The sequence below is a fragment of the Kitasatospora sp. NPDC059646 genome (assembly GCF_042734615.1).
Classification (GTDB): domain Bacteria; phylum Actinomycetota; class Actinomycetes; order Streptomycetales; family Streptomycetaceae; genus Kitasatospora.
Genome location: NZ_JBHWDS010000038.1, coordinates 1 through 19,764, shown reverse-complemented (window position 1 = coordinate 19,764; position 19,764 = coordinate 1). Strand labels below are relative to the sequence as shown.

16 protein-coding genes and 1 pseudogene are annotated in these 19,764 nt (G+C 69.5%); 7 read left to right on the top strand and 10 right to left on the bottom strand.

The genetic code is table 11. The features are described 5' to 3' along the window. The first annotated feature begins 85 nt into the window (after positions 1 to 85). Entirely contained in the window at positions 86 to 244 is a 159-nt protein-coding gene (locus ACFV1L_RS24470) for a hypothetical protein (protein ID WP_380369237.1), read from the top strand. Between the two features lie 53 nt (positions 245 to 297). Here the strand turns inward: ACFV1L_RS24470 and ACFV1L_RS24465 are convergent, their stop codons facing one another. Next, on the bottom strand, positions 298 to 1,332 hold the full coding sequence (locus tag ACFV1L_RS24465) for an LLM class flavin-dependent oxidoreductase (protein WP_380369235.1): 1,035 nt from the start codon (positions 1,330 to 1,332) through the stop codon (positions 298 to 300). A gap of 189 nt (positions 1,333 to 1,521) precedes the next feature. Between ACFV1L_RS24465 and ACFV1L_RS24460 the strand changes: the two genes are divergently transcribed. Continuing rightward, positions 1,522 to 2,235: a hypothetical protein gene (locus ACFV1L_RS24460; protein ID WP_380369232.1), complete on the top strand. Its 714-nt coding sequence runs from the start codon at positions 1,522 to 1,524 to the stop codon at positions 2,233 to 2,235. A 220-nt stretch (positions 2,236 to 2,455) separates the two neighbouring features. Beyond that, positions 2,456 to 3,355 carry an NAD(+) diphosphatase gene (nudC, locus tag ACFV1L_RS24455; protein ID WP_380369230.1) on the top strand — a complete coding sequence of 300 codons (900 nt, stop codon included), beginning with the start codon at positions 2,456 to 2,458 and terminating at the stop codon, positions 3,353 to 3,355. Between the two features lie 591 nt (positions 3,356 to 3,946). On the opposite strand, the gene ACFV1L_RS24450 is transcribed toward nudC, so the two are convergent. The 4 genes from ACFV1L_RS24450 to ACFV1L_RS24435 all read right to left on the bottom strand — a co-directional run bounded on the left by ACFV1L_RS24450 (position 3,947) and on the right by ACFV1L_RS24435 (position 11,995). Further along, on the bottom strand, positions 3,947 to 4,612 hold the full coding sequence (locus ACFV1L_RS24450; RefSeq protein WP_380369228.1) for a hypothetical protein: 666 nt from the start codon (positions 4,610 to 4,612) through the stop codon (positions 3,947 to 3,949). Positions 4,613 to 4,622: 10 nt separating this feature from the next. After that, the gene (locus ACFV1L_RS24445; RefSeq protein ID WP_380369225.1) at positions 4,623 to 9,215 is read right to left on the bottom strand and encodes a polymorphic toxin-type HINT domain-containing protein; all 4,593 of its coding nucleotides are present in this window, start codon (positions 9,213 to 9,215) and stop codon (positions 4,623 to 4,625) included. A 240-nt stretch (positions 9,216 to 9,455) separates the two neighbouring features. Further along, the gene (locus ACFV1L_RS24440; RefSeq protein WP_380369224.1) at positions 9,456 to 11,465 is read right to left on the bottom strand and encodes an FG-GAP-like repeat-containing protein; all 2,010 of its coding nucleotides are present in this window, start codon (positions 11,463 to 11,465) and stop codon (positions 9,456 to 9,458) included. Between the two features lie 344 nt (positions 11,466 to 11,809). Continuing rightward, positions 11,810 to 11,995 carry a hypothetical protein gene (locus ACFV1L_RS24435; protein WP_380369221.1) on the bottom strand — a complete coding sequence of 62 codons (186 nt, stop codon included), beginning with the start codon at positions 11,993 to 11,995 and terminating at the stop codon, positions 11,810 to 11,812. A 233-nt stretch (positions 11,996 to 12,228) separates the two neighbouring features. Here ACFV1L_RS24435 and ACFV1L_RS24430 point away from each other — a divergent pair, with 233 nt between their 5' ends. Beyond that, complete coding sequence (locus ACFV1L_RS24430; RefSeq protein ID WP_380369218.1) at positions 12,229 to 12,468, top strand: hypothetical protein; 240 nt, start codon at positions 12,229 to 12,231, stop codon at positions 12,466 to 12,468. A gap of 74 nt (positions 12,469 to 12,542) precedes the next feature. Here the strand turns inward: ACFV1L_RS24430 and ACFV1L_RS24425 are convergent, their stop codons facing one another. Both ACFV1L_RS24425 and ACFV1L_RS24420 read right to left on the bottom strand, forming a co-directional pair. Further along, on the bottom strand, positions 12,543 to 12,800 hold the full coding sequence (locus ACFV1L_RS24425) for a helicase associated domain-containing protein (RefSeq protein ID WP_380369217.1): 258 nt from the start codon (positions 12,798 to 12,800) through the stop codon (positions 12,543 to 12,545). 60 nt (positions 12,801 to 12,860) lie between these two features. Further along, the gene (locus ACFV1L_RS24420) at positions 12,861 to 13,037 is read right to left on the bottom strand and encodes a hypothetical protein (RefSeq protein ID WP_380369215.1); all 177 of its coding nucleotides are present in this window, start codon (positions 13,035 to 13,037) and stop codon (positions 12,861 to 12,863) included. Positions 13,038 to 14,285: 1,248 nt separating this feature from the next. Between ACFV1L_RS24420 and ACFV1L_RS24415 the strand changes: the two genes are divergently transcribed. Then, entirely contained in the window at positions 14,286 to 14,525 is a 240-nt protein-coding gene (locus tag ACFV1L_RS24415; protein WP_380369212.1) for a hypothetical protein, read from the top strand. A gap of 72 nt (positions 14,526 to 14,597) precedes the next feature. On the opposite strand, the gene ACFV1L_RS24410 is transcribed toward ACFV1L_RS24415, so the two are convergent. The 3 genes and pseudogenes from ACFV1L_RS24410 to ACFV1L_RS24400 form a co-directional block, all read right to left on the bottom strand. Beyond that, a complete protein-coding gene (locus ACFV1L_RS24410) occupies positions 14,598 to 14,810 on the bottom strand; it encodes a helicase associated domain-containing protein (protein ID WP_380369339.1) in 213 nt (70 codons plus the stop codon). A 343-nt stretch (positions 14,811 to 15,153) separates the two neighbouring features. Then, positions 15,154 to 15,270, bottom strand: a pseudogene (locus ACFV1L_RS24405) (ATP-binding protein); the annotation flags it as partial. A gap of 188 nt (positions 15,271 to 15,458) precedes the next feature. Further along, positions 15,459 to 16,313: a hypothetical protein gene (locus tag ACFV1L_RS24400; protein ID WP_380369209.1), complete on the bottom strand. Its 855-nt coding sequence runs from the start codon at positions 16,311 to 16,313 to the stop codon at positions 15,459 to 15,461. A gap of 501 nt (positions 16,314 to 16,814) precedes the next feature. Between ACFV1L_RS24400 and ACFV1L_RS24395 the strand changes: the two genes are divergently transcribed. Both ACFV1L_RS24395 and ACFV1L_RS24390 read left to right on the top strand, forming a co-directional pair. After that, on the top strand, positions 16,815 to 17,462 hold the full coding sequence (locus ACFV1L_RS24395; protein ID WP_380369207.1) for a hypothetical protein: 648 nt from the start codon (positions 16,815 to 16,817) through the stop codon (positions 17,460 to 17,462). 1,343 nt (positions 17,463 to 18,805) lie between these two features. Further along, positions 18,806 to 19,369 carry a hypothetical protein gene (locus ACFV1L_RS24390; RefSeq protein ID WP_380369206.1) on the top strand — a complete coding sequence of 188 codons (564 nt, stop codon included), beginning with the start codon at positions 18,806 to 18,808 and terminating at the stop codon, positions 19,367 to 19,369. Positions 19,370 to 19,764: the final 395 nt, after the last annotated feature.

Here is a 19,764-nt window from a genome sequence, read left to right as displayed (position 1 = left end):
GGCGGTGCCCACAATCTTCTCCACCGCAGCCTCGACGGCGCCCTCAACGTCGAAGCCGACGTGCGGCAGGGCGGGTCGGTCGGAGGTGCGGTTCACCGGGCGACCGTACGCCCGGGTCGGCGCGGTGCTGGCGCACCTGCGGGCGCGAGTGCTGTACAACCTGGCGTTCGCGCTGGTGTTCCTGCTTCTGGCGGTCGTCTCGGCCGTGCACTTCGGGTGGACTCCGCCGTGCACGTCGGGGTGAACTCGGCTGTGGCACCCGCAAGGTGCTGTCCGATCGGTCTTGTCGGGCAGTCGCTAGTCGGAGGCGGGCTTCCAGCCCAGCAGGGGGCCGAGGCGGGTGGCGAGGTCGGTGAGGATCTGGGTGTAGTCCTCGGGTGCGAAGGTGAACGGCAGGGCGATCGCCACCTCGTCGACCTCGCGGAACGAGGCGTTGGCGTAGAGGAGTTCGGCGAGCTGGTCGGCGCCGCCCACCAGGTCGGGGGCGAACAGCAGCCGGGCGGGGCCCTGCGGGGTGCGGGTGCGGGCGTGTCGCGCGGCGGCGTACGCCCGGTACTTGGCCCGCTGGGTGGGGGTGGCGCTGTCGGTGGGGAGTACCACCAGGCCCTGCGAGACCCGGGCCCGTTCGCCGTCGGGGTGTGCGGCCCGGAAGGCGCGGATCTGGGCGTGCTGGATGGCGTCGAACTCGGTGCCGGTCTCGGTGCCGGTCTCGGCCTTCACCACGTTGCTGGTGAGCAGCCGGAGTCCGTGCTGCCCGGCCCAGCGGGCGGAGCGCAGGCTGCCGCCGCCGTACCAGACCCGTCCGGCCAGGTCGGGGACGTGCGGTTGGACGTGCCGGGAGTACGACTCGATGCCCTCGGTGCCCTGGAAAGCGCTTGCCGGGTCGCCGCGCAGCAGTCCGAGCAGCCGCTCCACCCGGCCGTAGCCGAAGTCCTCCCGGTCGGCGGAGTCGGGGTACAGCGCGTCCTTCACGTCCTCGTAGTGCGCGGGGACGCCGACGCTGACGCCCGGGTTGAGCCGGCCGCCGGACAGCACGTCGACGGTCGCCAGGTCCTCGGCGTACCGCAGCGGGTTCTCCCAGCCGAGCGGGGTGACGGCGGTGCCGAGGGCGATCCGGCGGGTGCGCTGGCTCGCGGCGGCGAGCACGGTGAGGGGCGAGGAGATGCCGTACTGGAGGTGTCGGTGGCGCAACCAGGCGCTGTCGAAGCCGAGTTGCTCGCCGAGTTCGATCAAGCGCAGCGTCGCTTCGTGGCCTTCGGCAGGCCGGTGTTCGTCGAACAGTCCGATGGTCAGAAAGCCCAGCGAACGCAGTGGCCGGTCGGGGGTGGGCACCGGGTTCCTCCTTGCGCGGCGGCGGCCCGCACGGCCGCCCGTTCCGTTCCTGCCACGCTCACACACCTGCGGCGGGACGATCAACGGTGCGGCAGGTGATTGTCACACGGCGTCACCGCACCGCAATGGCGCGAAATCCCCTGCCGGGCCGGGGCCGTCGCCGGGCCCGGCCACCGCGGTGCACCAGCCGTGCCGCGTCGGGTTCTTCGGGAGAAACGATGGTGCACTTCGACGGGGCCTGCCGGCGGCCGCCCTGCTGCTCGCCGGCATATCGAGCAGGAGTGGGGCCTGGCCCCCGAGGGCTACCTGCAGCGCCGGGACGCGGTGATCACCGGCCTGCTGGCCACCGGCCCCGAATGGGCCGAGGACCTCTGGAACGCCCAGCCGGTCGCCGACCGCCTCGGACTGTGCAAGGAGCGGGCCGAGACAGACCCCTGGCCGGTGACCCCCGACAAGGACCGGCCGCGCTGGCAGTGCGCGCCGCAGGAGGGAGTCGGCCCGCTGCGCTTCGGGATGACCCCGCAGCAGGTGTCGTCCGCACTCGACAGCGAGGCGCCGACCGAGAGCTGGGGCCACCACCCCTTCCCGGCGGGCGCCCCTTGGGCGGACCAGGGCACCCCCGACGAGTGGCACATCAGCAAGGAGTACTACGCCCGGGCCGGGGTCAGCGCGTACTACCTCTACGCGTCGCAGGACCGCAGGGGCTCCGCCCTGGTCCAGGTGAGCGTCCACGGTCGCACCGGCCCCCAGGTCCTCCTCGACGGCATCGAGCTGATCGGCCGCCGGCCCTCCCCTTCCGGCGGACCGCGATGGCCACGGTCGGTTTCTGCGTGGTCACGCTATCGCCCGTGGCCGTGGCCGTTCGTGGAACTACGGAAACCCGGGTGGGCGGAGGGCCGCTGACTGGGTCGGTGGCCGTGGTGGTGTCCGCATCGGCCGTCTGGGGAGACCGGCTGTGTCGAGCAGCGGGCGCGGGGGTGAGGCCTCGTTCGGGTTCGGGGCGCGTGGAGCAGGGGCCGGTGGCTTCCATGCTGTGGGCGGTGGCGAGCAGGCCGGGGCAACCAGGTGGTGGACGCCCACTATCGTGGAATCTGCGCAGGACAGGACGGGCGAGGGGGGAACCTTGTACTACAGTGGCTTGGGGCTTGACCGGGTTGGCGGCCGGCGTACTGACCCGGAGTGGGTCGCCGGGCTGTTGACGAGTCCCAGTACCCAGGTGATTCCCTTGTGGCGGGACCACTGTCTGGTCCGCGGCGACAGGCCCATCCGGCTGCCGCTGGCCGAGGCGCGGGGCATCCTCGACGCCGCCGACGGCCAGGTGTTTCTCGGCCTGGACGGAGAGGCCGCGGTGTTCGCGGCCGACGTGTCCCGCGTCGACCGGTCCAACGCCGTCGAACTGGCCACCGCGGACACGGTGCTGGAGGTGCGAGCCATGGTTCCCACCATCACGCCGGACGAGGCGGGCCTGCTCGCGTATGCCCGTGGAATCCTGCACTGGAACCGGAATCAGCGGTTCTGCGGCGCGTGCGGCGGTCCGGCCGTCCCCGGCAACGGTGGCCACCTGCGGACCTGTCAGGACTGCGGAAAGCTGCTCTTCCCGCGGATCGAGCCGGCCGTGATTGTGCTGGTCGAACTACCCGGCACGCCTCGGCGCTGCCTGCTCGGCCGGCACGCGGGATCCGGTCCGGGCCGCTTCAGCACGCTGGCTGGGTTCGTCGAGATCGGGGAGAGCCTCGAGGACGCGGTGCGCCGCGAGGTCGCCGAAGAGGCCGGTGTCGAGGTGGGGACGATCACCTATCAGGGATCCCAGTCGTGGCCGTTCCCGTCCGGGATGATGATCGGGTTCCGCGCCGAGGCCGTTTCCGACCGGATCGAGGTGGACAACGTGGAGGTGGTGGAGGCACGTTGGTTCACGGCGGCCGAACTTCGGTCGCGAATTACGGACTCCGCTGTCGGCGGGCCCTACCGGGTCGACTCGATCGACAAGGTGCTCATCGACCAGTGGCTGGCCGACGTGGAGTGAGTCAGCGCGCCCCCCGTCGGGGGGGATGTGAGCCGAACTCGACATCCGCCGTCAGCCGAGGCATGAAGCGCCTCGTCGACCGGCACCTCGTCATCCGCAGCGGCGACGGCCGCGGCCACAACTACTGCCTGCCGCCTGCACCCCTTCATCGCCAAGTACCGCTCCCATCCAGGGCACAGCGGCGGTAGCCGCTGTCCCAGGAACGTCTGCGGCTCGGCCACATGCGTTGCTGCCCGGATGAACGCGGCAGCCCTGCTCCGCACGGCTCGTTCGGCCACCTGCTGCTGCGGATCCGGCCGATCGGCCCGCCTGCGACGCTCGGTGCGGCCTCCCTCTTCGCCGGATTCCTGTCCGAGGGGGGCTGCTGTGGTCGCCCCGTTCGACGCCGCTATGGCGCCAAACGCTGTGCGGGCCCGCGACGACGGCCTTTCTCCTCTTCGCCCCCGCTCAGGTTGGTGGGTGAGGCTTGTGGGCGTCGGAGGCGGCTGAGCGGCCAGCTCCGATTCGACTTCCCTGACCGCTGCATCGAGCGGCGCATGGCAGCACGGAGCCCGGTCAGCACCGAGCGGTGCTGACCGGGCTCCGTGTACGTCAGTCGTTCAGGTCGGACCAGACGTTGAGGCATCCGTCGTCGACGACGAACAGGTGGTAGCCGAGGCGCTCGCCGATCTCGTCGAACCGGGCCATACGAGCCGGGCCGATGGGTACGAAGTAGGCCTTCATGGCGCGGAGGAACAGCCGGAATCCGAGGTCGGCCCCAATCACGGGAATGGCTGCTTCGAGCGCCGGGACCACCGTGGGCAGGGGCGGGGCGTAGCTGGAGGTGATTGCCTTCTCGGTGAGGGCCGCCGATACTCCGGTCAGTTCCGCCAGCACGGCCGCTTGCAGGTCCGGGCGGAGGTCCTCGTCCTGCATGCCCAGCTCCGGCGGCAGGTCCTGGCCTGTGAACGGAAGGCAGGCTTCGGCGATCCGCTCCAGCCACGCCCGGATGGCGATGCCGTCGGCCTCCGGGTCGAAGTGGGCTCTCGTGGCGGCCAGCCACAGGATGGACAGCACGTCGTCCGAAAGTGTGGATTGGGTGAGGCGGTGGATGTCGTTCACCATCTCCACCGCGAAGTCCTCCCCGTCGTTTGCGAGCAGACTCTCGGTGATGAAGGCGAGGATTCCCTCGGCATTACGGGGGACGGCCCCCACGCGAAGGAACTTTGTCAGTCCGCTGAGTCCGAAGTCGATCTCAAAATCGGCGCGTGGTCTCATTCTGTAGTCCTCATTCCGGGTGCGAGGTGAACACGACATATTGCGGGTCATGGTTCTTTGCGAACCTGATCGTGATAACCACGGTGTTCCCGGTGGCTTTACTGATCAGATCAGGCTCGCCCGGCTGACCGGCCTTGGGGTTCTTCGTGTATTCGGTGCCGAGTGATCCTTCGTCTCGCAGTACCCAAGAGATGTCGATCTGGTCACGCTTGGGGTCGAACGGGGGATTTACTCTCGGGCGTTGCTTGTTGAGAAATTTGGAGAATTTTGCTCGGTTGGTCGGATTTGACATCCACTGCGCGAAGGCCTTGTCAACGGCTCGTGCGGCAGTCGCCGCATCGGTCCAGATGCTGGCTATGCCATCCCTCCTTACTTTGTCCAGCAGAGCGGCCGGGGAGAGGCCAGTAGGCGATCCAAGTGTGTGCTCTGCGAGCGTGTGCGGGGGTCCGAAGGTGGTTTTCAGGCCCTCGTCCGCGATGATGTCCACGCAGTTGTGGACCAGGAGGTCCCGTTCGGCGCCGCCGGCGGTGCCCACGTAGAACGTGTGCAGTCCGTCGACCGTCAGGTCGTACACCGGGCGCCCGAGCCCTGCCCGGTCGTTCACGCTGGTGATCGTCCGTGTGGTGTTGTCGGACGAGCGCAGCCGGTCGCCCTCGTGCAGTTCGGAGGCGAGCTTCCACCCTGCGGCCTCGATGTAGAAGCGGTGGCCGGCGGTCGTGGAGATGCTGCCGCCGTCGTCGGTGCCGAGATCGACGAGCCGGTCGGCGTCGTGCGAGAACGTGGCCGTGACCGCCGCAGCCTGCGTCGTTCCTTCGGTGGGGTCCGAGGCCAGGACGCGGTCCCCGACCCGGATCTCCTCGATCGGCCGGCGCGAGCCGTCGGCGAGGACCACCGGGGTTCCTGCAGGGAAGCTGTTCCACTTGCATGCCTGGCCCGCAGCGGTGGCCAGTTCGATCTCGGTCTCGGCCAGGGGCACGAGCATTGGGTCGACGTCACGGACCGATTTGAGGGTGTTCAGGGCTTCTTGAGGGCTCTTCCCTTCGTTGAGAGCGGTCCGGACGTCGGTGATTGCCTTGGTGGCGATGTCGAGCCTGCCGAGGGTTCCCGCGCCGGCCTTGCCGAGGGCTGCTTCGACGGCGGCCCTGGCGCTGGGGATCTCTGCGTCTATTTCGAGCGCGAGCCTGTATGCAAGGACTTCCTTTCCGGCGGTGAGGAGTTCCCCGACGGGCAGGAAGAGCGACAGGGACCATGCGCAGTCGGAGTTCCAGCCCCAGGTGTTGCACTTCCCGAGCCCATCGGCCCAGTGGTCGATCATCGCATCGACCATGCCATTGGTGGTGTGACTCTTGCGCCAGTCTTCCCACTTGACCTGGAGGGTCACATCGGGGATTTCCTTGTCCTTGATTACATCGGTGCGGAGGAAGAGGAGATCCCAGCTCCTGTATTTCCCTTGGCACTCCGCCATGGTGAGGTTGGCTTCCGGGCAGGTGCGCAGGTACTGGTCGACCGTTCCGGTGACCTGAATGGTTGCCTGGTAGTCGCAGACAACAGCGCCGGAAGCGTCTTTGCGCCAAGGCCCGAACGGTTTTCCGTCCGGTCCCTCAATGTACGGCGGCTGAGCTTGCAGGAGATTATAGCCGAAATTGCAGCGCTTCTCGGAGTTGTCGCTGATCCTCTTGTACTTCATCTCCCCGCGGGGGATGCTCTGAACGAAGGCCACACGGCCGTCTTCGTCGACGGTCGTGGTTCTGGCCTCCATCTCTCCCGCGGTGCCGGCGTCCTGCATCCTCTTGTAGGCGGCGAGGAACGCCTCGGTCGCGGCCCGCTGGGCCTCTGCGGCGCTCTGGCCGGCCTTGATCGCGGAGTCGCGTGCTTCGGTGGCCGCCTTCTGGGCGTCGGCCGCGTACTTGTGGGTCTGCTCGGCGGACCCGGCGGCCACGACGGCGGAGTAGTCGGCGCTGCGGGCGGCGGCGTCCGCGCGGGCGGCGGAGGCACGGGCCTGCGCGGCGTAGCCGGATGCCTGGTCGGCGCTGGCTTTTGCCTGGCGGGCGGACTCTGCGGCCTGGGCCGCCCAGTTCGCGGCCTCGGTGGCGGAAGCCTGGGCCTGGCCGGCGTAGGTGGCAGCTTCGTTGGCGGCGCCGCGGGCGATGGCGTAGGACTGGGCTGCCTGGGCTGCCGACTGCCGGGCCTTGGCTACGTTGCCGTCGATGGCTTGCAGGTAGGACGCGATGGTGGCGACGTGCGCGGCGGTGGCGGCATCGCGTTGGCGCGCCTTCGGCAGACCGGCCTGCAGGAAGGGTTCGAAGCCGGAGTCGGGGCCGGAGAGGACTGCCTGGGCGGCGGCGTGGACCTCGGGTCCGCCGGTGGCCATGGCTTGGGTGATGAGGATGTCGTTGTCGTCGTTGCGGGCGATGTACTGGCCGGTTGCGATGAAGGCGCGGATGTCTTCGATGGTGCCGTTCATCGCGGCGTTGGCGGCTTTGCGGACCTGGGGTCCGCCTGCGGCCATGATCTGGGTGGCCAGGATCTGGTCGTCGTCGTCCTTGCCCGGATAGGTTCCGTTGGCGAGGAAGTCGCGGACCTGCTCGGCGGTGCCGACGGACGCAGCTTCGGCGGCCAGGCGCTGCGGCAGTTTGGTGGAGGCGTTGGCGAGGGCGATGACGCTGGCGCGGTCGTCTCGAAGCTTCGCTTCCTCCAAGTCCGTGGTCAGGAATCTCTGGACGTCGGCATCATGGCCTCCCAGGGCGGTCTGCGCGGCGACCTGGACCCAGGGGCCGCCGGCGGTGAGCAGACGGATGGCGGCCTGGCGTCCCTTGGCGACAGCGATGGCCTGGTCGACACCGGGGGCGGTGGCTTCGGTGAGGAGCTTTTGGGTGTCGGTGGAGAGCTTGCTCGCCTTGCCCGCCTCCCATGCGGCCTGCTTGGTCTTGGCGGCTTCGTCGAAGTAGGCCTGCTGGGCGGCGGCAACTTCGGCGGCCTGTTGGGCGGCGAGGCGTTCGGTGTCGGAGGCGCGCGCGATGTCGGCGACCTTGTGGGCCTGCGTCGCGGCGTTCGCGGCGTTGTCGGCCGCGCTCTGGGCAGCGGTGGCGGCGGCCTGTGCGGTGGCGGCGGCGGTAGCCGCGTCCCCGGCGTGGGCTGCTGCTTGCTCGGCTGCTGTCGCTGCGGCGGCGGCGTGGCCGGCGGATGCTTCGGAGGCGCGCTGTGCCTCGGTGGCGGCGGCCTTCGCGTCGGCGGCGATCTTCTGGACCTGGGCGGAGGCGCGGCGTGCTTCGGCGGCGGCGTTTTTGGCTCGGTTTGCTGCTGCCCGGGCGCGGTCCTTGGCCTCGTCGGAGACGCCTGCCTGTTCCGCGGCATCCAGCGAGGCCAGCGCGGCGATGTCGGCGTTGTCGCCCGCCTGCTTGGCGGCCGTGGTTGCCAGGTCGGCCTGGGAGGAGGCGCGGATGGCCCATGCGGCGGCTTCGCCGGCGGTTTTCGCGTCGGCGCTGGCCTTCTTCGCGATGACGGCGGCGTCCCTTGCCTTCGCGGCGTCGTCCTTGTTGCTCGAGGCTGCGGCGGCGGCGCTCTGGGCCAGTGCGGCGGCGTTGCCTGCGAGGGTGGAGGCGCGGGCTGCGTCGGCGGCCGCGGCAGCGGCCTGGCGGGCCGCTTCGTTGGCGCTGGCGGCCGCGGCGGATGCGGTCTGAGCGGCCTTCGCGGCGCGCTCGGCGGCGTCCGCGGCCTTGCCGGCGGCGTTGGAGGCCTTCTTCGCGTCGCCCTGTGCGGCTTTGGTTTCGGCGGCGGCGGTTTCGGCGGCCTGCTTGGCGAGCGCGCTCGAGGCCAGCGCCTTCGCGGCGGCGTCCTGCGCGGTCTTGGCCTGCTCGCCGGCCTGGCCGGCGGCATTGCTGGTCAGGTCGGCGAGCTGGGAGATCGTCAGAGTCTCGGCGTCGTGCGCGGCGGCGGTCTGGTAGCCGTAGCGCAGGAATTCCCGGACGTCCTCGATACCGCCGTTCATCGCAGTGTTTGCGGCGGCGCGGACTACGGGCCCGCCGGTGGCCATCAGCTGGGTGGCCTTGATCTGGTCGTCGTCGTCGCGCGCCGTGTACTGGCCGGTGGCGAGGAACGCGTTGACGTCTTCAAGGGTGCCGTTGAAGGCCTTGTTGGCGGCCTTGCGGACCTCCGGCCCGCCAGCAGCCATGATCTGGGTGGCCAGGATCTGCTGGTCGTCCGCGAACGGGGTCTTGTAGCCGGTGTCGAGAAACGCCTGCAGGTCGGCGGCAGTGCCGGCGAGTGCCTTGGTGGCGGCCTTGCGGACCTCCGGCCCGGCGACTGCGACCAGCTCCTCAACCCTCGTGCGCGGATCCGCGTCGGCCGCCGTCTGCCGGCCGGAGGTTACGAAGGTGTGCACGTCGCTGTCGTTGCCGGCGAGGGCGATCTCGGCGGCGCGCTTGACGGCGGGACCGCCGTTCTTCCACACCGCCACCGCCGTGACGCGGTCTGCGACCGGTCCGACGGGAGGCGCGTCGTCGGCGAAGGCCGGTGTGGCCAGCAGGCCGGCGAGCAACCCGCCGACCATCATTCCGACGGCACCGTGCCGCCACGGTATCCGTTGACTACTGGTGATTCTCATGGAGCGTCTGTGATCCCCTCATATGGTGGCGTTGTCCCGGCCAGCGATCAGGAGTCGGTGGGCGCTGTGAACGGTTCGTTTCGCCAGTTGTGACCGGCGACTGACCCGGTGCGCGTTTCGGGTCCGCCGGTCGGGGTCGTGGGACGTGCGCGGCCTGCGTGCCGGAGAGTCCGCTGCCAGCGTGGCCCCCCGTGAGCTGGAACTTTTTGTTGACGGCTGCGGCAGATTGCCGTGGGGCGGTCAGACGCCTGAAGCGACGGTTCCCAGGTCGATCCAGCCGCCTCCGCCGGCGACGTCGCCGCCGTTGTGGGCCCAGGCGTTGACGCTGGTGGCTCCGTTGGGGCCGGTGATGAGGTAGTCGGCGTGGCTGTCCGCGGTGAAGTCGACGAACTGGACGCGGTTCTGATCCGAGGTCAGGCCGGCTGCCACGGAACCCAGGTACTGCCAGCCGCTGGTGGTGCTGACGGTGTCGCCGCCGCGGTTGAGGGAGGTCGTGACGCTGTTGTTGGTGTTGATCACCCAGTAGTCGGCCTTGCCGTCGCCGTCGAAGTCGGCGAAGCGGACGCGGCTGCGGTCGTTTGTGGCGCCCTTGGCGACCTTGCCGACGAGCTGCCAGCCGTTGGCGCCGGCCGGGATGCCGCCGCGGTTGAGGTAGGCCGTCACCTCGCCGCCGTCGCCGATCACGAGGTAGTCCGTCTTGCCGTCGCCGTCGAAGTCGGCGAAGCGGACCTGGTCCGGGTTGAAGGTCGCTCCGCTGGCGACGGTTCCGACGTTCTGCCAGCCGGTGGTGGTGCTGACGGTGTCGCCGCCGCGGTTGAGGAAGGCCGTCACCTCGCCGCCGTCGCCGATCACGAGGTAGTCGGCTTTGCCGTCGCCGTCGAAGTCGACCAAGCGGACGCGGCTGCGGTCGTTCGTAGCGCCCTTGGCGACCTTGCCGATGAGCTGCCAGCCGTTCGCGACGAGGTTGCCGCCGCGGTTGAGGTAGACCGTCACCTCGCCGCTGTCGGCGATCAGGTAGTAGTCGGGGCGGTGGTCTCCGTCGAAGTCCGCCCAGCGGACCGGGCTGCTGCCGCCGGCTTCGTTGGCCGCGTTCGCCGGCCGCTGCAGGAGGGGCTTGACCCACGTGCCGAGGTTGTCGATCCGGTCGGCCTGCGCGCCGGTTCGAACCTCGCTGGAGGCGGTGCCGAGGCAACCGGCCTGCCAAGCACGGGAGACCACGCCCGCGATCTCACCGGCAGCATTGAGAACCGGTGCACCCGAGTCGCCGGCGCACACCGGTACGGCACCGCTGGAGGGTGCGAGGTCCATGCCCGTGGCGGAGGTGGCACCGACACCCTGGGAGGTGGTGCGGGGACCGTCGCCGGTACCCCAGGCAGTAGCGGTGCGTCCGAAACCGGAGATCTTCACGCTGGCGCCGGTGGCGGGGGCAGCAGCCGCGAGCTTGGCCGCAACGACGTCGTACACCGGTGCCGCCAGGCGTGCGAGGACGACGTCACGATCGGTGCGAGGGACCAACTCGACGAAGTCCGTCGACCGCCCGCCGACGGTGAAGGTGTTCTTGGCGGTGGGGGAGCCGCCGGGGAGGGTGGCGGGGGTGTCGGTGAAGCACCCTGCGGAGGTGAGAACCCAGAGCGGGCTGACGAGGGTACCGGTACAACCGCGGGAACCGGCCCGGCCCGGGGCACCGACCGTGATGGACCCGACGGCCGGGAACACGGGGGCCGGTGTGGACACAGCGGTGCCGTCGGTGGCGGTCAGGTCCAGCAGCATGGACTCCGGAGCGTTGGCACCGGTACCGACCTCCTTCCACTCGTTCTTGATGAGGTCGACGCTACTGGTGGCACCGCCGGCAGACATGGTGGCCTTGACGGTGTGACTGTCGCTCATGATCCTGAAGACCGCCGGGATCTCCATGGACAGATAGCCGCTGGCGCCCGTCACCTTGAAACAGGTCTCCCGATTCCCGGTGTACCGGACGCGAAGCAGCGCCGTCTCCGAGGTGCAGTCGGCGAGCTTGATGTTGCCGTCGCCGGTCTTCAGAGTGACACCGTGTTCGGCAAGGACTGTCGACGCGTTCGGGTAGGCGAAATTCTCTACCGCAAGTGGTGCGGTGGGCTCCGTCGCCGCCGCCGGGGCCGAAACAACAGCGCCTGGCACGGCCAGCAATGCGGCCAGAAGCAACGCTGGTCTCTGAAATTTACGCAAAATAACCCCCCAGAAAAGGAAAATCGGACATTCGGTAGCGATCAAGCATTGGGCAGTCGCACACTATCGACAGGAAATGGCAACAGTCAAAAGCTTTAAAAGAGGCGAAAAGGGGACTTGCGGACAATTTTAGAAGGCATTCTCATGTCAGGTTTATCCCTGTTTCTGGCATTTGGTAGACCGGGATAGGCCCACATTCACGGGCCGGTGACGACGTCCGCCGAGCGCTTCTGAACACCTGGCAGCTGCCTGTGGCCGGCGCCACTACCAGGTGTTCGTACGCACCCCCAGGCCGTGATCCCGCTCGGAGCCACCCGCGTCGGCGCGCGACATCGAGCCCGCTGGGCGTGGGTGTACCAGCGGCTGGTGCGGGGGCTGAGCGCGGTGGCCTACAGCACCGCCGCGTTGACGGCGGCCAGCACCACCAGCACGGCGAGCGGGACTGCGACGTCCGCCGGTTCAGGGGTGAGGAAGCCGTCGCGCTGCGGGTGGGCGAGGGCCCAAAGCTGGACGGCGGCGGGCAGGATGGCGGCGAGGGACAGCGAGGTGAGGGTGACGGTGTAGGCGCGACCCACAGCCGGCCGCCGAGTACGGCGCGGGCCGCGACGGGGTGCAGGGCGATCATGCCAAGCGTTGGTAGGGCTGCGACCAGGGCGAAGTCGTCATCCACACGTAACCATCGCTGAGCACCATCCGCGAACGGACGATCACAGGGGGCACCAACACCACTCCCGCCGTCCGCTGCCGAGGGCCGGAGCGCCGTCGGCCTGGCTGAGCATGGTGTGGCAGGAAGCTGGGACTGGAGCCGGTGACGACCGGTCAGACTGGGGGCCTGAGTAACGATCGCCGCCCGCTGGGGCTGCACTTCTCCGAGTCCGCCGTCGACCGGGCCGCGCCGGCCGACACCGCGGCGCGCCTGCTGCCCGCCGAGCGCTCGCCGTTCCTCGAACCCGCCCCCGCGCCGGCGGCACCGGCCGTACCCGCCCGTCAGGATGCGCCGACTGGGCGCCGCAAGCTGGGCCGCGGCTACCTGGCCGAGAAGGCTTGACCCACGCTCATCACCGGAAACACGGCGGGGCCGCCACCTACAGGAGGTGACGGCCTCGCGCTGGTCTGCGCTGGCTACCCGAGCACCAAGCCGTGCTCGGCGAGGGCGGCGATCTGCTCCTCGCTCAGCGAGGCCCGGCGGGTGCGCTGGTTGCCGACCCAGCTCCCCAACTTGATAGGGGTGCTCTCGGTGGTCTCCACCTCGTCCGGACCGACCACCACCCGCTCCAGCACCTCCATGTGCGAGCGGAGGACGGGCTTGTCCCGGCCTTCGCGGGCGACGAACTGGGCGAGCGTGGCGAGGCCGAGCGCGAACCGGTCCGCCCGCGACACCGCCGGCTTCTTCGGCCGGTCCGCGGCCGCCGCCCGCTTCGCCTTCTTTACCGCGGCGGCCTACGCCAGCACCGGGTCCTCCTCGATGTCGATCGCGACGAGCAGGTCCTGCTGCTCGTGCTCCACGTCGGAGAACACCCCGCGCTGCGCGGCGACCCAGCGGCCGAGCTGCTCCCCTCGAACACCGTCTCCGTCGGCAGCGCCGGCCAGTCGACCCGGCCGCCCGACTCCTGCCACCAGGTCCGCGCGGCCACGTAGGCGCGCTGCCAGGCGATCGGCCAGCGCGGCGCCCAGTACGGGATCGATCTCCTCCTCGCCCGGCTCGCCCCCGCCGGCACCTCGGCGGCCCTGCGCAACCGGGCCAGCCACTGCCCCAGCGCGAAGTCGGGCCCGATCAGCGCCCGCGCCGGTGTCGCTTCTCGATCCCAGCTGCGCCCGTGCTGGACGAGCCGGGGCTCGATCGGCGGCGAGGAGGACTCGGAACTGGAGCTGGCGGAGAAGGCCGGCCACCGGCTGGAGTGCCCGCAGTGCGAACGCGACCGGGAGGATCAGGAGCTGAGGCCGCTGGTGCTGCCCGCCCCGACCCGCCGCGAGCTGCTGGCTGCCCGCGTCTCTGCCCCGGCTGATCCGTGGTGGAAGGATCGGGTGCGGCACGCTGAGCTCTACCCGGTGAAGGACCGCACCGGCTGAGGTCCAGCCGGTGCGGCGCCCGCCGCGGGTGTTTTCCCGCGGAGCCGCCCCCAACTTCGGTTATCGCCGGAGAATACCGGTGATCAAAACCAGAGCCAGGATGAATCCGAACTCGGTCAGCATCAACGTAGATTCCCTTCGCGGTTGATTTGCCGGAGAAGCTCCGGTGCCGCTAATGCTGCCCATGGCATGGCCGTGGAGGCAAACCGCTCGCCGGGGACGCCGTTTCCGTGTGTTTCCGCAGGTCAGAGACCATCGTTTCCGGGGGCTCGGAAATGGAAACGGTGACGGAAACGCTGTGACCTGGCCGTTTCCGGTGGAGGTAGGAGAAAGTTTCCGCATGGAAATTTTGGAGCACCCGTTTCCGGAAACGCTTCCGGAAACGTTTCCGGGATCCGGGGAGCTTGGAAACACGGAAACGAGCAGTTCAGCCCGAGTGCAGCCCGCGTGGGACGAGCTGGGCCTCGGTCGGCGGAAACGAGACCGGGTCTGGTCGGCGGCGGCGTGCTGCCGGTGGGCGGGGTCCTGATTGCGCCATATCCGGTATGTCTGGCTGACTCGAGAGGCTCGATAGTGAGGGACGCGTGCCGCACTATCGGACACTTACGCACGGTAACGAGATTTACCGTGCGTTAAAATTCGCAAATAGGGGCTAATCGGTCGCCTTTCTTGTTTTGCGGCGGTCTGTCTGAGACGAGGTAGAGGAGCAAAGGGTGCGTTCTAGGCTCGGGCCATCTTCCGTTGAGGCGGCGCTACTGCCGTACCTGACGGCTTGTTCGGAGAGAGGTGTGAACGGTGGAAGATCGTGTTCGTCCAGGTGGGCTGGCTTCTCGTTCGCGGCGTTCGCAGCGAACGGCTGGTGTGCTCGGGTCCTTCCGGCTGGTGGCAGTGATCGCCGATGCGGGCTTGAGCGGTGGGTTGGTGTGGAGCGGGATGGGACTGCTGCAGGCGACTCTTCTGGCGCTCGGGCTCCTGATCGTTCCTGAGCTGGTGGTGCGAGCGGTTCTGGCACAGCATCTCGCCAGCGTGCGTTGAGGCCTGCCAAGTTCTGGCTCGGGCGCCGGCTGGGAGGGCGGGGGCGGTGTTTCGTGCGGGTCCGGCTCCCTGCTATTGCCGTCTCATGCCGAGTTGGGTGAGGTGTTGGGCGCGGGTGGCCGGGATGGTGTTGCGTCGGTTGCGGGTGTTGGCGATGAACAGGCCGAGCGAGATTTCGACGGTGGTGTCCCCGGTGCCGGTGTCGTTGTTGAGGGTGAGGGGTTCGCGGTGGCTTCTGGGGACGTTCAAGTGGCCTTCGCGGGCTCGGTATTGGGCGGCGGCCAGGAGGTTGCGTCGTTCTTTCTCGGCGTGGGTGACCTTCGCGGCCGGCTTCTCCTCCGGTGCGAGGGGCCCGATCCCGAGGACGTGCTCGATGGCTCACTGCTGTGCCGGTGAGAGCTTGTCCCAGCCGGTCTGCTGCGCGTGGGCCCAGGCGGTGAGGTCTTCGCCCTGGATGACGATGCTGCCCGGCTCGGCCCCGGCCAGCTCGCCGCCGTCGGTGACGTAGCGCCAGGCGAGGGTGAAGCAGCGCTGCCATTCGATCGGCCAGGTGGGGCACCAGGCGGGGTCGATCTCGTCCAGGGCGGCCTTGCGGTCGGGACTCAGCGCCCCCGTCCGCTTTCTCCTTCACACCGATGATCTTGCGCTGGTCGCTGACGCCGACCAGCAACAGCCCGCCGGAGGCGTTGGCCAGCGCCGCCACCCCGCGCGCGAGGGTCGGTCCAAGCTTCTCCTTGTATTCCACTGTCGGTGCCTCCGGTCCCACCTGCTGGACCAGAGTGTGGACCCGCTCGATCGTGAACGCCGAGGGGGCTGCTTACAGGAGGGGCTGCGTCGAGGTCACACCGGCATCATCCACCTCCGTAGCACCGCCGTGCCGGCTCTGCGGCTCCCGGGGTAGAGCTACGTATCCCGCTGACCCGGAGCAGCCGGTCAGCCCTGACCGGCCATGGCGAGGTCTACCCGCTCGTCGTGGCCGGTCCGGGGCTTTCCGAGGGTGGTGGCGCAGGCGTGTCCCCGCTCGGCCTCGCAGGCCGGGCAGCTGACGATGGTGACGTCGTTGGTCAGCCGCCAGAGGCTTCGGCGCAGCTTCGCGGCCTTCCGCTCGGCTGCAACCCGGTGTTCCTCGGCCAACTCGGCACTGGCCTGGGCCGTCCAGTCCTCGAGCGGATCCGCCAGCAGCTCGCGTAGATCCGCGTCGAGCGGCGGCGGAGGGGGAAGCGGGACCTGGGCAGGGTTCCCTCGGCGCCCGTCGAAGTAGGACTCCCGTTCGTAGAGGACGAACTCCTTCGGCCAGGAAACACCCGCGAGCCTGCGTCGGTCCGCGTGGATCGCACGCTGGGCCACCCCGCGGGGAGCACGGCACACCTCAGCGACGGGGGCGGAGCAATGCGGGCAGGCGACCGAGAACATCAGCGCCAGGTGCTGGCGGTTCCGGTCGGCGGTCTCCTCCCGCTTGATCAGCCGCTGCGCCTGTTCCTTCCGCTGGCGCTCCTCCTTCGCCGCCCGCTCGACGCGTGCCTGCTCCTCCTGCTCGGGCGTGAGGTGATTCGGGCAGGGCTCCTCATTGGTACGCCACCTGCACGGTGTGCCGTCCTTCTTGGGCCGGCCGCACAGCCCCGGTCCTGCAGACAAGGCGGCGCCGACGCGCCAGAGTCCATCGTGGACCGTGCCGCAGGTCGTGCAGGCAGGTAGCTCCTCTGGTTCGACCGGATCCACCCTGTAGTCGTAGCCGTTGATCCTCACGGTCAGGCGGGGCTTGGCACAGCAGTGTCGGTCTTCGCGCATGCCGCCATGTTCGAGGTGCGGGCTTCTCCCTTCCAAGTAGTCATACCGCTGAACGGGTGAGCCCGGCTACCGAAGCGGTCTGGCGCGGCCGTACCGACGGGCCAGGCGTTATCCGGTCACCTCATCGGGGGATCGAGTGAGCGTCCACGCGTCCGGCAAGACGCTCCTCAGCCCGGTCTGCCACTGACCCACCTGACGTTGGTGTGAGGAACCAGCGCGCGCTCGTCGGTGTCAACAGCGTCACGTCGAACGGACACGTGCGGGGCCACCATCGGCTGGTCAGAGCGCGGCACCCGGCGGTGCCCTGGTGGGGCTTCGAAGGTGCAGATGTCGACTCCACAAGCGCCCTCCTCGACCAGTCGACGTCTCGCGGGCACAACGCCTTGGCAGCCGCGCAGCCGGCGAGTTTCGCGCGGCTGCTGGAGAACGCTTGCGCCGAGTAGCCTGCCGGCGCTTCTGGACGCCGAAGCGGCCGCCCAGGCCGCCGTCGGGGGTTTGAGTGTGAGGCAGTTGCAGTCGCTGCTGCTGCGGGTACCGGACTTCGCCCTGACCACGACGGCGATCGCCGCGCCCGGCCCGGACGACGATCAGGCCTCCGACCGCCACGAGGATCGGGCGGCGAAGGCCTCGCCCGACCGGGACAAGGGGTCCGGCAAGGCCTCCGCGGGCACCTCCGTGCCTCCGGCCGCCGGTGAGGCTGTTCCCGCAGGCCAGCAGTCCCGGACAAGGGGCCCGCGGCGCGGTGACAACCCTCTTCCTGCCGCTGCCGAGGTGCGGTGGAAGCCGGACTCGACGGAGCCAGTGCGGCGCGGGGTCTTGGTGCCGCTCGGCCTGTTCCGGCGCGCTACCGCTCGTGAGCTCTGGCATCTGGTCCTGCCGGGACAGCGGAACGACAAGGCGACCCGCGACGCCCTGGTTGACCTGGAGGCCGCCGAGAGGGTGCGGGAGGAACTGCGCCTGCCGGACAACTGGAAGCTGTGGACCCTGACCGCGGCCGGCCGCCGCGAAGCCGCCCAGCTGCTCCTGGCCGGGACGAGGCTGTCCAAGCTGCGCACCGAGCGCGACGGCGGGGCAACGGCGTACTCCGAGCACACCCTGGACGTCGTCGCACTGCCGGCCTCCTCGCCCGCGCCGGGTTCGGGCACCTGACCGCGTTCTCCACCGAGGTCGAGCACCCGATCCCGCACCGCCGTTCCCTGTTCACCGACCTCGTGCTGCGCGACCCCAGCGCGGATGTGCCGGTGCTCCTGGTCGAGGTCGACTGCGAGAACGAGGGCGTCGGCACCCTGGTGGAGAAGCTCACCTCCTACCGCGCCTGGTGCGAGTTCCCGCGAAGGGCACGGCGAAGGCCGCGTTCGAGGCCTCGCTGCGCCGCCACGGCGCCGACGCCTCGGTCTTGTACCGCTTCGGCCGGGAGGGCCGGCACACCCTCACCGACGCGCTCGACAACCCGGACGGCGACGAACTGCTGGCCGTTGAGTGGGCGGAGGCGGACCGGGGCCGCCGGGCGCGAGAGGCGGCGGAGCGCGAGCGGCTCCATCCACACCGCCACATCTTCGCTCCGTCCAGAACCAGGAGACCGGGCGAGAGTACGCCGTGCCAGCGCCGATACCTGGTCTATGCCGCGCACCTGCCCGACCGCCTGGCAGAGGCCGTCGCCACGGTCGAGCAGAACGCTCCCGACGAGGCGCCGGTGGTGTGGCTGCCGCTGGCCGACGCGGCCGGTCTCCATCTGCACCCGGACATCGGCACCGTCCTCGACCAGGCGTCCGGCCGGACCGCGGCTGCTGGCGGTGCATCAGCGCCCGCCGGGCCGAGGGCCGGTATGGCGAAGCGGCAGGGCGGCCCGCCACCAGTCGATGCCCGGCTTCGAGCTCACTGTGTTCGGTCTCGCTCGTGCTGCGCTCGGCCCGTCCGTTCGGGCCGAGGTTCGGCCGTGAAGCTGCGTGTCTTCGTCGTTGGTTGTGGTGGGCCGCGTGTCGTGGGGGTGTGGTGGTGTTCTGGCTGGTCAGTGACTGTGGGGGGTGATGGTGCGTCAGGTTGGTGCGATTCCCGCTGCGCTGACAACCCCTGCTGCACCCGCCTCGCAGCGCCGCGCTGCTCCGTCTGCCCGCTGCGCCTCTGCTACACGTGCTGCAAGCGCTGCACGGGCCCCGCAGCGCGGAGCTGCGTGCCTGGCCGTCGTGTTGCGCCTGCCCGCTGCGCTCGGGTGGCCGCCCTGCTGCTGAGACTGGTTCTGCCCGGGTTGTACTGGGCGAGGCCTGTGAGGGGTGCGTTGTCTCGCACGGGCCGGATTGTGGTGTTCGGGCGGAGGGTTTCCAGACGCCGGTTTGGGGGCTGTCCCGGTTGTTGACCGTTCCCGGTGTCCGGTATGGCTGCTCGGTTCTGCCGGTGGTCGGCCGTCAGGAGGATCGAGAGGTGGCTCTCGTGGGGGATCGTGATCGTGCGTGTGGTCGACGCCTGGCTGTTGAGGCTCAGGCGATGGTGGGGTCATGTCGATTACACGTCTTGCCCTTCCGCTCGGCGACACCGAGCGGCCTGTTCCGGTCTGGGCCCTCAGGCTCGCCAAGGCTCTTCCGTTCATCGTGCTGCCGCACTGTCTGTGGCGGCTCCCGTTCGCCGTCGGCTTCCAGATGGGAACGATCGATCCGCACCTCCCGCCCATGCCCTGGTGGGCGCCGGGCTATGTCGTCGGGCTCAGCGTGCTCACCGAAGCGCTGTGCCTGCTGACCACCGGGCTGGTGGCCGGCTGGGGTGAGGTGCTCCCGCGCTGGATACCGTTCATCGGTGGCCGTCGCGTTCCGCCGCTCGCTGCCGTGATCCCGGCGGTCCTGGGCGGGTTGATCCTGGTGGCACTGTTCGACCAGTACCCCCTCGCCTGGGTGGGAGCCATCCCCGAGGTGGGATACAGCAACGGCTGGTGGATGATTCTGGCCCGTGTCTGCGTCAGCCCGGCGATGCTGTGGGGGCCGATCGTGCTGGCCCTGGCCTGGGCCTACTACCAGCGGCGCCGACCTGGGCTTTTTGGTTCGAGGGGCGAAGCCCCGGTGGAATGAGTATTAATCCTCTTACTCAATTCCATATGTCTACCCGGAACTCCGATCCGACCCGTCTGCCCGGATTTCTGATCGTGCTAAGAGCCTCGGGGAGCCTCTTAAATCCCAGGCTTGAGCGGGTAACAGGATTGATGCAACCCATCGAGGCCACCTCGTCCCGGCCCAGGGCCGAAAGCCCCCACCCCCCGACGCACCCCCGTAGCACCGCTCGGAGGCGAGCGTGAGTCTCCAGCCACCCCACATCCCGTCAACTCTGCGCGAACCAACAGAGTTGACCTCACCTCACTTCATAAACACCGCACACCCCACCCATCGGGCGAAGCCCGAACGCCCGGCGAAGCCGGGCAGTCGGCGGCGAAGCCGACGAGCCACCCGAGGCGAAGCCTCGGAAGCCG

Bases quoted from the DNA above. Each gene is read 5' to 3' on its own strand.
- ACFV1L_RS24450 (WP_380369228.1), bottom strand. From the start codon at position 4,612: ATGAGACCACGCGCCGATTTTGAGATCGACTTCGGACTCAGCGGACTG.
- ACFV1L_RS24445 (WP_380369225.1), bottom strand. From the start codon at position 9,215: ATGAGAATCACCAGTAGTCAACGGATACCGTGGCGGCACGGTGCCGTC.
- ACFV1L_RS24400 (WP_380369209.1), bottom strand. From the start codon at position 16,313: ATGCGCGAAGACCGACACTGCTGTGCCAAGCCCCGCCTGACCGTGAGG.
- ACFV1L_RS24390 (WP_380369206.1), top strand. From the start codon at position 18,806: ATGTCGATTACACGTCTTGCCCTTCCGCTCGGCGACACCGAGCGGCCT.